This is a genomic window from Vibrio sp. L85, assembly GCF_963871815.1.
Classification (GTDB): domain Bacteria; phylum Pseudomonadota; class Gammaproteobacteria; order Enterobacterales; family Vibrionaceae; genus Vibrio; species Vibrio harveyi.
Genome location: NZ_CAWMYL010000022.1, coordinates 272,705 through 287,758, shown reverse-complemented (window position 1 = coordinate 287,758; position 15,054 = coordinate 272,705). Strand labels below are relative to the sequence as shown.

Below are 15,054 nucleotides of genomic sequence, written 5' to 3'. Positions count from 1 at the left end.
CACGAAGGTTTGTATGGCATCTCCTCGTTTTCTTGTTGGTATTGACCTTGGCACCACAAACACTGTTGTGGCGTACTGTGAAATCACCGACAACCTTGAACAATCCGAAGTATCCCTATTCGACATCGACCAATTAATTGGTCCGGGTGAAGTGGTTCGTAAACCATTACTGCCCTCTTTCCGCTATCACCCTGCGGTTGGTCAAATCTCCCCTTCTGACCTAACACTCCCTTGGGAAAACGAACCTGTCTCTGGCGACATTAGTAATGTGATCGTGGGTGAATGGGCTCGTGAACTAGGCGCAAAGGTGGAAGGACGTCAGGTATCCAGCGCTAAAAGCTGGCTATCACACCAAGCAGTGGATCGTAGCTCAGACATTCTTCCTTGGGCTGGTGCGCAAGACGTAGATAAAGTTTCTCCCGTCATTGCCAGCGCAAGCTACCTCAACCACATTCGCCAAGCGTGGAACTACCGTCATCCTAGCAACAAGCTAGAAGACCAAGATGTGGTTGTGACCGTTCCAGCGTCGTTCGATGAAACCGCTCGTAAGCTTACGCTTGAAGCCGCTGGGTTGGCAGGTTTAAAGAAAATCGTCCTGCTCGAAGAACCACAAGCCGTATGTTACGACTGGTACGCACGCCACCAGCAAACCGCAGCTGATGAACTCAAAGAGTTACCGCTGATTCTGGTGTGTGATGTGGGCGGTGGTACTACCGACTTGAGCTTGATTGAAGCCAGTTTCTCTTCACAAAATGAGCTAGCCCTTGATCGTATTGGTGTTGGTGAACACTTGATGCTTGGTGGTGATAACCTCGACTTAGCATTAGCACACCTTGCGGAAAGCCGCTTCAACCAAAGTAAGAAGCTCACTGCTGCAAGCCTAACTAAGCTGATTCAGCAAACTCGCAAGGCGAAAGAAAACCTGCTTTCAGCGAGTGCACCTGAAGAAGTAAAAATCACCATGCTAGGCAGCGGCTCTAAACTTCTTGGCGGAACAAAGAGTATTGGGCTGAGCAAACAAGAAGTGCACCAAATCGCTTTGGATGGCTTCTTCCCGCTTTCTGATTTCAGTGAAGTACCAGACAAACGCCGCAGCGCCGTTGTCGAGTTTGGTCTTCCCTACGTTGCTGACCCAGCAGTGAGCAAACACGTTGCCGAGTTCTTAACTCAGCACCAACAAGTTGCTCGTGCCGCTCTTGGCATTGAAGACGACAAACAAAATGCAATTCCGGTAGGTTTGCTACTTAACGGTGGTGTGTTCAATAGTGAACTTGTGACTGAGCGAGTCACTACCCTACTTTCCGATTGGCGCGGTGCTCCGGTTACGGTATTAGATAACCCACATCCAGATTGGTCAGTTGCACTGGGTGCTGTTGCGTTTGGTAAAGCACGCCGTGGCGCACAGCTAAAAATTGGTGGTGGCGCAGCGCGTTCTTACTTCTTGCACCTTCAAGAAAAGAACAAGATGGGCAAAGCGCTCTGTTTACTTGCAAAAGGCACAGAAGAAGGTCACGAGATCCGCTTAAGTGGTCGTCGTTTCTCGCTTACCCTAGGTGAACCCGTTCGCTTTAACCTGCTGACGTCTACCCACGACACCTTAACCAATAACACCGCTATTCAAAACGGTGTGATGGTGGACGTTGATCCTGACTTATTTGCCCCTCTTCCGCCTTATATCACCACCCTTGAAGGTGAAGGCGCTGAACTACAAGCCAACCAGAAAGAGCGCGTAGAAGTACAACTGGCGTGTCAGTTGACCGAAGTCGGCACGCTTAAGATGGAATGTGTCAGCGCAGAAGACGATAGCAAACGTTGGGAGCTGGAGTTCGAAGTTCGTAACAAGCAAACCGATGACAGCGAGCAAGTTAAGCTTCACCCTAAACTGAACGAATGTAAGGAGCTAATCGCTCGCCTTTACAGCGGTAACAAGAAAAGCGCAGAAAGCAAAGAGATCAAAACCTTAGCCAAAGATCTTGAGAAGAAACTGGGCAAACGTGACGAGTGGGATTTCACTACCCTACGTCAACTTTTTGATACCTTTGCACAAGGTCGTAAGCGTCGCCGTCGTTCTGAACAACACGAGAAAAACTGGCTTCGTTTGGCGGGCTTTGCGTTGCGTCCGGGCTTTGGCGATCCAACCGATTCATGGCGCATTGAGCAAGTTTGGGGTCTATACCAACAAAACATTCAGTTTAAGAACCATCAAGGTTGGACTGACTGGTGGGTATTCTGGCGTCGCATCGCAGGTGGTTTAAGCCAAGAGCAGCAAGAGACCATCTTGGCGGACATCGCGAAATACCTACACCCTGGCGCGATGAAAAACCCACAATCCGCCAAAGCAGCGCAAGACATGGGTTACGAGTCGATGGTTCGCTTGTCTGCTTCTCTGGAGCATTTAGAAGTCGAAGACAAGGTTCTATTGGCTACGTGGTTCTTGAGCAAAGCCATCAACCATAACCAGTTCGAACAAGCGCACTGGTGGGCTATGGGTCGCTTGGCATCGCGTACGCCTTTGTATGGCAGCCAGCATAACGTCATTCCTCGTGAACAAGCGGAACAATGGTTACCTAAACTGTTGGAACAGAACTGGCAGAAAGAGCCAATGATCGCTTTCGCAGCCGTAATGATTTGTCGTAAGACGGGCGACCGCCTATTTGATATCTCAGACGACTACCGTGAACAAGTTCTCACCAAGCTGAAGCAAAGCAAGGTGCCTGAATCTTGGGTATCACTGGTTGAAGAAGTCAAAGAGCTATCTGAGAGCGAATCGAAGCGTATCTTTGGTGATGCGCTCCCAAGCGGTCTGACGCTGGTAAACAACTAAGCTCCCATGCTTACAAACGCAACAAAGCCCTTCATGAGAAGGGCTTTGTTTTATCTGATTCTACTTGCTGACTTAGTTCATTTCCGTATTGATCACCACATCACGCGTTTCATTATCCATATCACTGATGCCGACCACTGAGATTTCACGGTCAGATAAATTCTCAATCATGCTGTCTTCCAACCCACCGTCCGTCATCCACGCATAGAATTTTTCCGCAATACGATCCGAACCTTCTCCGACAAACGTTAATGTGACCTTCTTCATTTGTGACACTCCATCAATTTACGATTCAGCCACTTAAGCGTAGTATGTTTCGCAAATATCGACATAAACTAGGACTAACTTCTTTTATGAGTATCGAAAAATTTGACGCGATTTATCAGCGCGCTGCTGAGCGTAAAGGTGGTGAAGATCAACTTGAAGCGCTTTTGTCTCATCCACTAAGCAAAGAAGAATTGGCAGCGATTCCCGATGACCGTTGGCTGGCCGCTTTTTCGATGAAGGTATTCCAAAGTGGGATTTCGTGGAGCGTGGTTCGCAACAAGTGGTCGAACTTCGAAGAAGTATTCTTCGGATTTAAGATTGAGCCCTTGTTAATGCTGTCAGACGAGCAATGGGAAACCAAAGCAACCGACAAACGCATCATTCGCCATCTCACTAAAGTCATGTCGATCCCTGCTAATGCTCGTATGATCCACGAAGCAAAAATCGAATACGGCTCGTTTGGCAAAATGGTTGCCGATTGGCCGCAAGAGAAAATCACCGACCTATGGGCATATTTGAAGAAACACGGTAATCGCCTAGGTGGAAATACCGGCCCTTACACACTTCGCCAAATGGGCGTTGATACCTTTATCTTGTCTAGCGACGTCGAGGCTTACCTGCGTAATTGCAAGATCATTGAAGGTGGCAAAGACACTAAAAAGTCGCTCGACGCCACCAACAAAGCGTTTGTGCAATGGCAACAAGAAAGTGGTAGAAGCCTGTCTGAAATCAGCCAAGTTATTGCGTTCAGCACCGGCGATAATCGCATTTAACCGAGATTAAACCCAAAATACAAACGGCGCACTGATCATTGGATTTAGTGCGCCGTTTTTATGTTCATTGGTTCAAGTACAGACTTACTTTGAAGCCAGTGATTCCCACTCAGTCAGTATCTGCATAATGCGGTGAGAGTCTTCCCATGTTGCACAAGGGTTTTCTAACGAGGTACGCCCCTCCTCAACCGCTTGGCGAATAGTGCGCACTTGATAGAAGAAAGCGTCCCCAGCTGCCGGTACAAACACTTCACGCTTCGACGTCTCGTAAATTTCCACACTAAACTGGTTATCTTGCGTTGGTAGCCATGGGTTCGAGTCTAACGTAATACAGCCTTTGCTACCCAGGATGGTGAATTGGTGTTTCAATCCGTGATCTTCGGCGGTATGCACGCTCGCCGTTTGTTGCTCACCGAATTGCATCATCAAGCTCGATTCACAGATATTCCCATCGTTACCTCGTCGACCAATCGCCGTCATAGAGCGGTTTCCAAAGGCTTGTTCACCCAACATGGTTTTCACCACCAAGTGCACCAATGATATTGGGTAGCAACCTAAATTATACAAAGCACCTTTGCTGTCTGGATTAACAAACTGCGCAATCGACGCAATATAAGAAGTATGGATGGAGCGAAATTCGCCGATCTCTCCCGATTTAAGCACCGAAAGTAACTCGCTGATCAACGGGTGATGCAAGTACATCAAGCCTTCAGCAAAGAATACCTTGTGCGATTCGACTGCCTTTAGAGCCAGCTCGGTTTTTTCCATATCTACCGAAAGTGACTTCTCACAAAGAATCGCTTTACCCTGCTCTGCCGCTTTGACGATAAAGTCATGATGAAGGTGATTTGGCAGTGCGATGTAAATAATGTCGACTTGTTCATCGGCAATCAACGCATCGTAATCGGTGAAGGTATTCTCGATGCCATATTGCTCAGCAAATGCATTCAAGTTCCGTTCCGAACGTCCAGCAACTGCGTAGAGCTTACTCTTGTCATCGCCTTGGATTGCCTCTGCCATGACACCTGAGATAAAGCTTGTGCCTAAAATGCCCCATTTCATGTTCACGTCTCCTATTGAGCTTGGGTTTCGAATGCTTGAACTAACTCCGCCATTTCAGCTGCAATGAACGCTTGTGTATGCGGCATAGCAAAATGCGCTTCAATCGCGGCGCGGTTTTCATATCGCTCCCAAAGAATCACACGCAGTGGGTCTTTCGAATCGTAGGTCGCATTCGCTTGCAAACACCCAGCTTCGCTCTGCATATCAAGGCAAAATTGTTCAATGGTCTCAACCACTTGTTGTCTTGGCTTATCGGCATTCATTTTCAGTTCGGCGGTAACAAAAATCGTCTTGCTCATGATGGATCTCTTTCTCCACTCTTAATCATACGTCCACTGTAATTAACCTCATATGATTGATAAACTCTGCTTTAGTTATTTCTTTATCAACTATGGGTGTGTAATGGACAAATTAACAAGCATGAAGGTTTTCGCTTACGTGGTCGAACATGGCAGCTTTCGTAACGCCGCACACCACTTTGATATTTCACCGACCATGGTTGGCAAACACATGAGCTTTCTTGAGCAAAGCTTAGGTACGCAGCTGATTCATCGCACCACGCGCAAACAGTCCTTGACCGAAGCTGGCAGACTCTACTATCAAGAGTGCCACCGCATTATTGAAGACATCACCAACGCAGAGAACCTAATCCAGACGCTGATCAACCGTCCAACTGGAACAGTAAAAGTTAACTGCCCAGTTACCTATGGTAAAAAGGTGATTGCGCCCATCGTGGCTGACTTCTTAGCTGAATTTCCCGAACTGAACGTTGAGTTAATGTTGGATAACAGTTTGATTGACCCATATCGAAGCGAAGCAGACGTGATTATTCGTATTGGTGAGTTGGTCGATTCATCGTTAGTTGCAAGAAAACTCGGGGAATACGACATGACTTACTGCGCCTCACCCTCTTATCTTAAGCTGCATGCCCCTATCCAATCGCTTGATGACCTTGAACATCATCATTGTTTGGGATTTCAGTACCACCAAGGGGAAAGCCAACAGGTGGTGAACATGCCATCTAATACCTTTGGAAACAGCAACACCCGATTAACGTCTAATAATGGTGATGTGCTTAAGTTTGCCGCGTTAAAAGGCTCTGGTGTTCTTCTACAACCAAAGATTTTAGTTGAACAAGAAATCCAGTCTGGCGCGTTGGTAGAAATTCTCCATTCACACATTCCCAAGCCAAAGCCGATCCACCTGCTTTACCGTTCAAAACAGCTTTCCCTTAAAAATCGCACCTTCGTCGATTTTGTTCTTTCTCATGTGAGCCAATAATACAAACAGACAAAACGGCTGTAATTTAACCAAGCAATTAGTTTTTATTGTCGATATGACAAATATTATTTCTCATTAATTATCTTTATTTTTCATACCATTAGCACAGAACGCTCATTTGATGAACATAATTTATTGATTCCCATCAATTGCATTGCCCTGACAAAGTGACTAGGATTGCCGCCTTTCCTGAGTGAACTATCAAAATAACATCGAGAATTTAATCTAATTTCTCTCCAAGTTCGTGCGTAATCACGACATTTGCACTCATTTCAAACTGCATAAGCACATTCCTTTGCTTATGAAAACGACATTGATTTCTCAACACTTTTGGTCACGTATGTGACTTTTTTCGTTGGGAGCGATTTTTCAATCAAGGTTGGTCACAAGGACGCTACCCCTTGACTGCATTTACTGGAGGATAAAATGCCTAAAGGTCTAATGCTGACTGACTTAGCCATTGCTGGCTTACTATTGATTTTGGCAAAAGTCATTCGCGTTCACACGCCACTACTACAACGTATGTACATTCCATCGGCGGTTCTCGCGGGATTATTCGGTCTGATTTTTGGACCAGCCCTGCTAAACATACTGCCGTGGACCGATACATTTACCGCTAACGCAAGCCTATTAACTGCTGCACTTTTTTCTGCGTTAGGTCTGGCAACTGATGTCCCATCACCTAAGACCGTCGCACAGCGCGCTGGCTCATTGTGGGCATTCAACCAAATCGCTTCTGTTTCACAGTGGTTATTTGCAGCAATGTTTGGTCTCGCGATCACTACCTTCTTCTGGCCAGAGATTAATCCAGCCTTTGGCGTAACAATGTCTGCAGGCTTTATGGGCGGTCACGGTTCAGCTTCTGTTGTTGGCGAAATATTCACGGGGCTTGGTTGGGAAGATGGCTTCACACTAGGTTTAACCTTCGCAACCGTGGGTATCTTCATTTCGATTTCTGTCGGCATGCTCATGCTGCAATTCGCATTGAAGATGGGTTGGATTCGTAGCTTTACGACATTCGATAGCATGGACGAGCACGAGCGAAAAGGTCTTGTTAAGCCTGATGATCAAGAGGCGGTAATGAAAGACACTATGTCTTCCCTGTCGGTTGATTCTTTTGCGATTCACGCCGCATTGGTGGTTGTAGTAACGGCATTCTCCTATGTTGCTGCTAACTATTTATCTTCCTTCCACGATAAGGTGCAGATCCCAACGTTTGTAACCGGGTTCCTTGGCGGTATGTTGGTTCGGATTGTCGCAAAGCAGACCAAAGCGTCACGTTACCTTTGTGATAGCGCGTTCAAACATGCAGCGGGCATCAGCACCGACTATTTGATTATCTTCGGTATCTCTGCAATCAAGATTACCGTCTTGGCCCAATACTTAATGCCTATGGTAGTACTAGCTCTTGGCGGCGTATGTTTCACACTTTGGTTAATCTTTTGGGTGGCTCCACGCATCATGGGAGACGATTGGTTTGAAAAAGGTATCTTCTCTTGGGGTTGGCTGACGGGTACGGTTGCAATGGGTATTGCCCTACTGCGTATCGTCGATCCTAAGATGAGAAGCAAAGTATTAGATGACTATGCCATCGCTTACGTTCCTGGCTCAATCACTGATATTTTCATCATCTCTTTGATGCCAATTGCAATGTACAACGGCATGCACTGGCAAGCTCTTGGTGTTGGTTTAGCATACATAGCCGTAGTTCTTTTTATTTGGCGTTTTGTTTTCAAACAAGGCTCACAGACCGCAACGAATCCATCATAACGACCTGATTTACCGAGCCTCATTTTAGCTGAAATGAGGCTTTTTCTTACTGATATCTCAATAACTTTTTATGTAAAAACAAACACACTTCAAGTTAAAAAAATGAGCAATTTGTTTTATATATAAGAACATGACTACTCATCGCATAACTTCATTCTTTTTCAATACCTTTCCAGCCATAATTTTGTTCCAGAATAGCAGTCTATAAAAGCAAATTCGGAGGTTGGCTGTGCGTAATTCCAAAGGTTTTACTCTGATAGAATTGGTGATTTGTATCGTCATTCTGGGAATAGTAAGTGTTGTGGCGTTTCCAAAATTTTTAGACATCCAAAAAGACGCACGTATTGCGGTCTTGCATGGCGCAAGAGAAGCTTTGATGACCGCAAACAATCAAGTTTATGCGAAAGCAGTCATGCAATCTCAAGAACAAGTCGATGGTGGAGAGGTCAAGAATATTGACTTGGATAGCGATGGTGTTAAGGATTTAATTGGCTATTACGGATACATAAAGAACGTAATACCTGCACAAGAACTCGCTGGTTTTGCCCCTCAATTGACTATCAATCGATGGTATGGCGTGGATGATGAAAATGAACCTTACTTCTTGATTGGCTTTGCTAATAAGCCCGTAGATATCTCTCATCTTTGTTATGTTGAGGTTTACTACCCGAAAACATCAGGTGGTCAAATAAAATACGAAATTCAAACTAGAGACTGCTAAAACCACTCGGAATGAGCTTCAAAAGCATCACTTTTGAAGCTTTTATCCCCTAACAACCCAAAACCCTTCAAAACTTCAAATTAACAATAAATTCACATTATCTCGTTACATCCACACCTTTCAGCGATACATAAGGCAGCAAACCACACTGTTCCTGCCAAATCGACACATTGTATTGTTTTTCATTTCGCTCAAAAATTCCGCTTGTAAACTCATTAATTCGCTCAATAATAGTTCTATAACAAATTCAATAATTTAAGCAGGAGGCGAAATGAGAATATTCTGGCAGCTGCGTTGGTACTTCCAACTCAAATGGAAACAATATGTGGGGTCAATCCTATTGTTTGCCGTCATTTCAGCCCTTCAGCTTGTTCCCCCTAAAGCAGTCGGCATTATTGTCGATGGTGTGGTTGATAACACGCTAGAAACCAGCACCTTACTGATGTGGTTAACCGGTCTTATTGCGTTATTTTTTGCGATATATGGCTGTCGAATTCTATGGCGTATCTGGTTATTTGGCGCGAGTTGGGAATTAGGCACTATTTTACGTAACCGACTCTATCGTCATATATCCACGCAACCTCCTCGATTCTTCGAAAGATACAAAACTGGCGACCTGATGGCTCGTGGTACCAATGACGTGCGCAACGTCGTGATGACAGCCGGTGAAGGCGTATTAACCGCGGCAGATTCGGTGATTACGGGTATTGCTGTTTTCATTATTATGGTGACACAAATCAGTTGGAAGCTGACGTTAATGGCTCTTTTACCGATGCCATTCCTCGCGATCATCATCTTTTTCATTGTTCGCATTCTGCATAAGCGTTTTAAGATCGCACAAGAAGCTTTCTCCACAATGTCAGACATGACTCAAGAATCATTGAATGGCGTACGTATGCTGCGAGCTTTTGGGTTAGAAAACCAAGAGCAAAAGCGTTTTGAAGATGTCGTCGATGATACTGGCGAGAAGAATATCGCGGTAGCTCGCGTTGACGCACGTTTTGACCCAGCAATCCAATTGACCATTGGCATGTCTTTCTTCCTAAGCGTGGCATCAGGTGCGTATTTAGTTGACCAAGGTGATATTACACTTGGGGATTTGACCGCATTCACCATGTACTTAGGTCTTATGATTTGGCCGATGTTGGCATTCGCGTTCTTGTTCAATATTCTGGAACGAGGCTCTGCTGCGTGGAATCGCCTACAAGAAATATTTGATGAGAAGCCAGAAATCATCAGTGGCGATACAGCATTAGGCACGGCTCCATTACCTTTGCAGATCAAGATTAATGAGTTCCACTGGTCAAAAGATCTGCCCGCTGCGCTCACCGATGTTCACATCACTTTGGAGCCTGGAAAAATGCTCGGCATTGCAGGTCCTGTCGGTAGTGGCAAATCAACCTTGCTAACCCTACTGCTTCGTCAACATGACATGGACAACGGTACGATTCAATTTGGTGATATCAAAATCAAAAACGCACTCTTACCAGAATGGCGAAACCGCTTTGCCGTGGTCAATCAAAGCCCGTTCTTGTTCTCTAAATCTATCTTCGACAACATCGCTCTAGGTAACCCTGACGCATCAAAAGAAGACGTTTATCGTGCGGCGAAACTGGCTTGTATCCACGACGATATTGAGAAGTTTCCTGAAGGCTATCAAACAGAAGTGGGCGAAAAAGGCATTACCCTCTCTGGAGGTCAGAAACAACGTATCGCTATTGCTCGTGCCATGTTGCTCAATGCACAAGTGCTGGTCTTAGATGACGCACTATCTGCCGTTGATGGGCGTACAGAGCATCAAATACTAAAGAACCTAGAGACGTATTACCGTGAACAGGCGTTAATCGTCATCGCTCATCGCCTCACTGCACTAGAGGCAGCCGAAGAGATTGTCGTACTCAACCACGGTCACATCGCAGAACGTGGTCAACATCGCGCGCTCCTTGAGCGGCAAGGTTGGTACGCAGAGATGTACCAATATCAAAAATTAGAACAAGCAATGGAGGACGAATAATGAAGCAATCAACAACGTTTAAACGGTTATTGTCTTACCCATTGTCGCAACCAAAGCCGATGTTAAAAGGCTTAGCACTGCTGTTTATAGCCGCGTTAGCCAGCGCGGGTGGACCTTGGCTCGTTCAATACTTTATTGATGAACACATCGCGAAAGGTGATTATTCACGAGATATTTTGATTTCATTGGCAGCGGGCTACATCGCATTACAGCTTATTTCAGCGACGTTTCAATATTTCCAATCGCTGCAGTTCAGCATTGTGGCGACCAACACAATAAAAACGATTCGCAAACAAGTTTTCGCTGGCGTCATCAAGCAACCCTTGTCCGAGTTTGATTACACTCCTGCTGGTAAGTTGGTTTCAAGAATCACCAACGACACGGAATCGCTGCAACAGTTTTACGAACTGCTAATCGCGACGGTAGTGAAGAACGCGGTGATGATCTTGGTAATGCTTGGGGTTATGTTTTACATGAGCTGGAAACTGACGATCGTGGTGTTAGTGCTCCTACCTATCGTTATCGGCTTCATGTACCTGTTCAAAAAACTAAGTACCGAAAGCTACCGCAACATGCGTGATTTACTGACAGACATTAACGCCAACTTGAGTGAGTCTATTCAAGGCATGAGTGTAGTGCAGTTGATGCAGCAAGAAGAACGATTCAACAAGCAATTCAACGGGCTCACCGCAGATCATTTAGTCGCATCAAAGAAAGTTATTCGTTTGAACGGCTTCCTACTGCGTCCGCTCATGGATTTACTCGCGGGTCTTGCACTGCTCTCACTCGTTGCTATCTTTGGTTTTAATGGCGTAGAAATGATTGGTGTCGGCGTTCTTTATGCCTTCATAAGCTACTTAGCGCGCGTAACTGAACCTTTGATTGAAATGACTCAGCAGTTGGCATTACTTCAGCAAGCATTAGTATCGAGTGAGCGAGTGTTCGAGTTGATGGATGCGAAAGAACAAACCTATGGTGACGATCACCGCCCACTCCAAACGGGTGCAATCGAATTGAGCAACCTCACTTTCAGCTACGATGGCAAACAAGACGTGTTGAAAGACATTTCTCTCAAAGCTGCTCACCAAGACTTTATCGCTCTTGTTGGTCATACCGGCAGTGGTAAAAGTACCCTCGCATCACTACTGATGGGCTTTTATCCAACGAACATCGGTGAGTTACGCATCGATGGTCGCCCATTAAAGTCCCTAGGAAAAGACGTACTTCGTAAAGACGTTGCCATGGTTCAACAAGACCCGCATATCTTACCTGCTAGCGTAAAAGAAAATATTTCTTTAGGTAGAGCGGTCGAAGATACTCAAGTTTGGGATGCACTAGAAAAGGTAGGATTGGCAGAACAAATTCGTCGTTATCCGAATGGTCTAGACACACAACTTGGACAAGGCGAAACGAATCTTTCTGCAGGTCAAAAGCAGTTGCTTGCGCTGGCGCGTGTTTTGGTGGCTAAACCAAAAATCCTTATCTTGGATGAGGCAACCGCGAACATCGATTCGGGTACTGAAGCTCTGATTCAAAAAAGCTTAGAAGTTCTGCGCCAAGATATGACGCTTGTCGTCATTGCGCACCGATTATCGACTATTTTAGATGCCGATCAGATTATCGTTTTGCATCATGGCGATTTGGTTGAAAGTGGCACGCACAAAGCGCTGTTAAAACACAATGGACGATACGCGCAGATGTACCAGCTTCAGCAAGCAAATCGACATATTCAGCAACTTGAAGAGGAAGATGACAAACAGTTTGAGGAAGCTGTTTAAACAGTCTACAGACCCAGACATTAAGCCCGTTGGTCATACTGCTGGCTTTTGTTTATCCCCAATACCGGCGAACCGACTCGATGTCTCGTTCCCCGGTTTCCACCACCTTCATTTCTAATATTCTTAGACTATACCCAAGTAACCTCGAGTGTATACAAGCCAAGACAGCTCGCCCTTCGGGAGCGTGTCATTGCCCCGCTTTTTCAATTAAACCAATGGCTGTGTCAAACAACTTGGAAAGAGCTGGCTATTAAACTGCGTTGTTTTCCTTGACCTCGAATCAATGACAACGCTCTGAATCCTACATCTTGAAGTCACTTGGGTATATAACCCGTTATCCATTCTTATTTTAAAACTATTTACTTTGTATTTTTATGTATTTTTTTGTACGTGAACACATACAAAAAAACACCGTTCAATAATGAATTATCTATAAATTCCTTGGTCACATATTACCGAAAACATTATTTAGAATGATAGGAATTGGATGGATGAGTTTCAAAGCGAATATTAAGTTTATAGCGCTTGCTACTGCTGGTTTTTCAATAAGTTCACAAGCTGCACTATATCAAGTAGTGCAAGTCGTTCCCGATAACACTAATTTATCTTCATTTGGTTCCGCGATTCAAAGTGGAGACATTAATGATCCAATTACTGGACAACCTTACTCACTCGGTTGCTTTGAAAAAGAAGCGAATTGTGATGCCAGTAAATTCAAAATAGCACTCGATGTTCGCTCAACGGCTATGCTAGAGGGGAAACCTATTGATGTATCTGAACTGAGAGAAGAAGTACCTTTTGCAATGGATTCTAGCTTTGCATATCGAGGTAGTGAATCTGGTTTTAAACGATACTGTGACAACGAAAAAAAATACAAGATTTGTTCAGCGTGGGCGAGCACACTCTGGCAAGCATGGTCATTGGGTCACAATGAAGCATCTGAGCCAACAGTAACCGCATACGTAGAAGGTGACCACAACACAGCCTTCCCTCTCTTTAACCCAAATACCAAAAACAGCGTGGTTAATGCTTTAACAAAAGACGCAAAGTCAATTGGGACGGTGGCGACTGGATTAGACTCTAAAGACACCATTTCAACAGTTAAACCAAACTTTACTACTGCAGGCGATCAAGCAGCCATAGTCGCAACCCGTGCATGGGCAACAGATGGCACTATCACTGTTGGCAGCGTGGCGAGAAAATCAGGATCGAACCACAGTTCTAAAGCTGCAATATGGGATGACAAAGGAAATGCGATAGAACTCGAATGGCAAAGCAAACGACTCAAAGGCGGCAAAAGACTTGCCCAAGGTAGCATGCGAGACTTTGTTACTGATGGTAGTACTGTCTATGGCGTCGGCTACAACTCGTATCAGAAAGACAACTACATGGACGCCACCGTCTTTGTTGGCGACCTTAATAAAAAAGAAGATTGGGTCAACAAACCCGTGGACGGGGCACAGCAACGAATTAAAAACAAAACACTGCATAGCAATTCAAGGTTAACCGGCGTTAACTCTAACTTCGTTGCGATTGGTGAAGCGAAACGTTCAGGGCAGTATTTAATGCCAACAGGTTCTGCGCCCAACCGTTTATTCGTCGTCAATGATGTAAGAGCAAAAACATTGCGAGCCAACTATTTGCAATCCGGGATCTTCTTTGACGGTGCGAGTGGAAAAATGGGTGCAATCAATACATACAATGAAATTGTCGGCAGAGTGGATGCAGAAAAGGTACGCGCATCGAAAGGCAAACCACGTAGACAACGGGCGTTTATCTTGCCTTATGCAAAAAATAGTAAAGTCAGTGAAAGAGCAAAAACGCTGTTTGATGGAAAAGCGTGGTATTTGGATGATTTAACAAACGGTTCAGATTCAAGCGATACTTCGTCCACCTCTTACTCCCAAGAAAATAACCGATTCAGAATTATCGATGCGAGCGACATTAATGATGCGGGCATTATTTCTGCAACAGCGCTGAAGTGTCATTCTGGATATAAAACCACCGCCAATAATGCGACTTGTTCAGATAAGGAAGAAGTCGTTGCGGTTAAATTAATTCCAATTAAAGGAAAAACAGCGAAGAATATTGTACCTAGGGATGTTGAAAAAACACCAACGAAACGTAATGGCGCGGGTTTGGGGCTATTTACCGCATTCGGGTTGATTATTCTTTCAATTACAAGAAACGTTAAGACAAGAAAAATAAACATTAAATAGGAAAATATTGGAGCAAGTTAAAAACGTGAAAGCACGTTTTTTATCTCCTCGTTAAAAACACATCGTAGATGACAATGGTGACTCCCCTGTTTCTGAACAACCAATTAAAACAGAAATGGGGCGTTCATGAGCTTAAAACTCTATTTGAAGTTCAGAACAGGCAAGGCTAATGAGATTTACGCCCTAGCTTTGAGCTTTTGATGAAGACTCGAAACTGACGTCCCTTTCCTTTTACAAAGTCGGAAGTACACTAAGGTTACTTTGGAGATGTTCAGGTTAAAATCCCCATAAAACCACCTGATTCTATTCATAATCTAAACAATTTTTTTATTTCTTACCTATTAT

Annotated in this window: 11 protein-coding genes; 8 read left to right on the top strand and 3 right to left on the bottom strand. The window is 44.8% G+C overall.

Translation table 11 applies throughout. From position 1 onward, the window contains the following. The first annotated feature begins 13 nt into the window (after positions 1 to 13). Complete coding sequence (locus tag AACR11_RS05925; protein ID WP_029789845.1) at positions 14 to 2,824, top strand: Hsp70 family protein; 2,811 nt, start codon at positions 14 to 16, stop codon at positions 2,822 to 2,824. Between the two features lie 72 nt (positions 2,825 to 2,896). On the opposite strand, the gene AACR11_RS05920 is transcribed toward AACR11_RS05925, so the two are convergent. Further along, the gene (locus tag AACR11_RS05920) at positions 2,897 to 3,091 is read right to left on the bottom strand and encodes a hypothetical protein (protein ID WP_005377692.1); all 195 of its coding nucleotides are present in this window, start codon (positions 3,089 to 3,091) and stop codon (positions 2,897 to 2,899) included. Between the two features lie 86 nt (positions 3,092 to 3,177). Between AACR11_RS05920 and AACR11_RS05915 the strand changes: the two genes are divergently transcribed. Further along, on the top strand, positions 3,178 to 3,864 hold the full coding sequence (locus AACR11_RS05915; protein ID WP_029789843.1) for a DNA-3-methyladenine glycosylase I: 687 nt from the start codon (positions 3,178 to 3,180) through the stop codon (positions 3,862 to 3,864). A gap of 84 nt (positions 3,865 to 3,948) precedes the next feature. Here the strand turns inward: AACR11_RS05915 and AACR11_RS05910 are convergent, their stop codons facing one another. Together AACR11_RS05910 and AACR11_RS05905 are read right to left on the bottom strand one after the other, a co-directional pair. Then, positions 3,949 to 4,926: a Gfo/Idh/MocA family protein gene (locus tag AACR11_RS05910; protein WP_029789842.1), complete on the bottom strand. Its 978-nt coding sequence runs from the start codon at positions 4,924 to 4,926 to the stop codon at positions 3,949 to 3,951. Between the two features lie 11 nt (positions 4,927 to 4,937). Beyond that, positions 4,938 to 5,225 carry a putative quinol monooxygenase gene (locus tag AACR11_RS05905; RefSeq protein ID WP_009698079.1) on the bottom strand — a complete coding sequence of 96 codons (288 nt, stop codon included), beginning with the start codon at positions 5,223 to 5,225 and terminating at the stop codon, positions 4,938 to 4,940. Positions 5,226 to 5,328: 103 nt separating this feature from the next. On the opposite strand from AACR11_RS05905, the gene AACR11_RS05900 reads away from it, so the two are divergent. From AACR11_RS05900 to AACR11_RS05875, 6 genes are all read left to right on the top strand, one after another. Beyond that, on the top strand, positions 5,329 to 6,207 hold the full coding sequence (locus AACR11_RS05900; protein ID WP_029789841.1) for a LysR family transcriptional regulator: 879 nt from the start codon (positions 5,329 to 5,331) through the stop codon (positions 6,205 to 6,207). Positions 6,208 to 6,633: 426 nt separating this feature from the next. Further along, a complete protein-coding gene (locus tag AACR11_RS05895) occupies positions 6,634 to 7,977 on the top strand; it encodes a sodium/glutamate symporter (RefSeq protein ID WP_029789840.1) in 1,344 nt (447 codons plus the stop codon). Between the two features lie 229 nt (positions 7,978 to 8,206). Further along, a complete protein-coding gene (locus AACR11_RS05890; protein WP_079325598.1) occupies positions 8,207 to 8,698 on the top strand; it encodes a type II secretion system protein in 492 nt (163 codons plus the stop codon). 271 nt (positions 8,699 to 8,969) lie between these two features. Continuing rightward, positions 8,970 to 10,712 carry an ABC transporter transmembrane domain-containing protein gene (locus AACR11_RS05885; RefSeq protein ID WP_029789838.1) on the top strand — a complete coding sequence of 581 codons (1,743 nt, stop codon included), beginning with the start codon at positions 8,970 to 8,972 and terminating at the stop codon, positions 10,710 to 10,712. After that, positions 10,712 to 12,490: an ABC transporter transmembrane domain-containing protein gene (locus AACR11_RS05880; protein ID WP_005444422.1), complete on the top strand. Its 1,779-nt coding sequence runs from the start codon at positions 10,712 to 10,714 to the stop codon at positions 12,488 to 12,490. The genes AACR11_RS05885 and AACR11_RS05880 overlap by 1 nt, the downstream gene beginning before the upstream one ends. 491 nt (positions 12,491 to 12,981) lie before the next feature. Beyond that, the gene (locus AACR11_RS05875) at positions 12,982 to 14,709 is read left to right on the top strand and encodes a DUF3466 family protein (RefSeq protein WP_029789402.1); all 1,728 of its coding nucleotides are present in this window, start codon (positions 12,982 to 12,984) and stop codon (positions 14,707 to 14,709) included. Positions 14,710 to 15,054: the final 345 nt, after the last annotated feature.

Excerpts from the sequence above, each read along its gene's own strand:
- AACR11_RS05920 (WP_005377692.1), bottom strand. The coding sequence starts at position 3,091 with ATGAAGAAGGTCACATTAACGTTTGTCGGAGAAGGTTCGGATCGTATT.
- AACR11_RS05880 (WP_005444422.1), top strand. The coding sequence starts at position 10,712 with ATGAAGCAATCAACAACGTTTAAACGGTTATTGTCTTACCCATTGTCG.
- AACR11_RS05885 (WP_029789838.1), top strand. The coding sequence starts at position 8,970 with ATGAGAATATTCTGGCAGCTGCGTTGGTACTTCCAACTCAAATGGAAA.
- AACR11_RS05875 (WP_029789402.1), top strand. The coding sequence starts at position 12,982 with ATGAGTTTCAAAGCGAATATTAAGTTTATAGCGCTTGCTACTGCTGGT.
- AACR11_RS05910 (WP_029789842.1), bottom strand. The coding sequence starts at position 4,926 with ATGAAATGGGGCATTTTAGGCACAAGCTTTATCTCAGGTGTCATGGCA.
- AACR11_RS05900 (WP_029789841.1), top strand. The coding sequence starts at position 5,329 with ATGGACAAATTAACAAGCATGAAGGTTTTCGCTTACGTGGTCGAACAT.
- AACR11_RS05925 (WP_029789845.1), top strand. The coding sequence starts at position 14 with ATGGCATCTCCTCGTTTTCTTGTTGGTATTGACCTTGGCACCACAAAC.
- AACR11_RS05905 (WP_009698079.1), bottom strand. The coding sequence starts at position 5,225 with ATGAGCAAGACGATTTTTGTTACCGCCGAACTGAAAATGAATGCCGAT.
- AACR11_RS05915 (WP_029789843.1), top strand. The coding sequence starts at position 3,178 with ATGAGTATCGAAAAATTTGACGCGATTTATCAGCGCGCTGCTGAGCGT.
- AACR11_RS05895 (WP_029789840.1), top strand. The coding sequence starts at position 6,634 with ATGCCTAAAGGTCTAATGCTGACTGACTTAGCCATTGCTGGCTTACTA.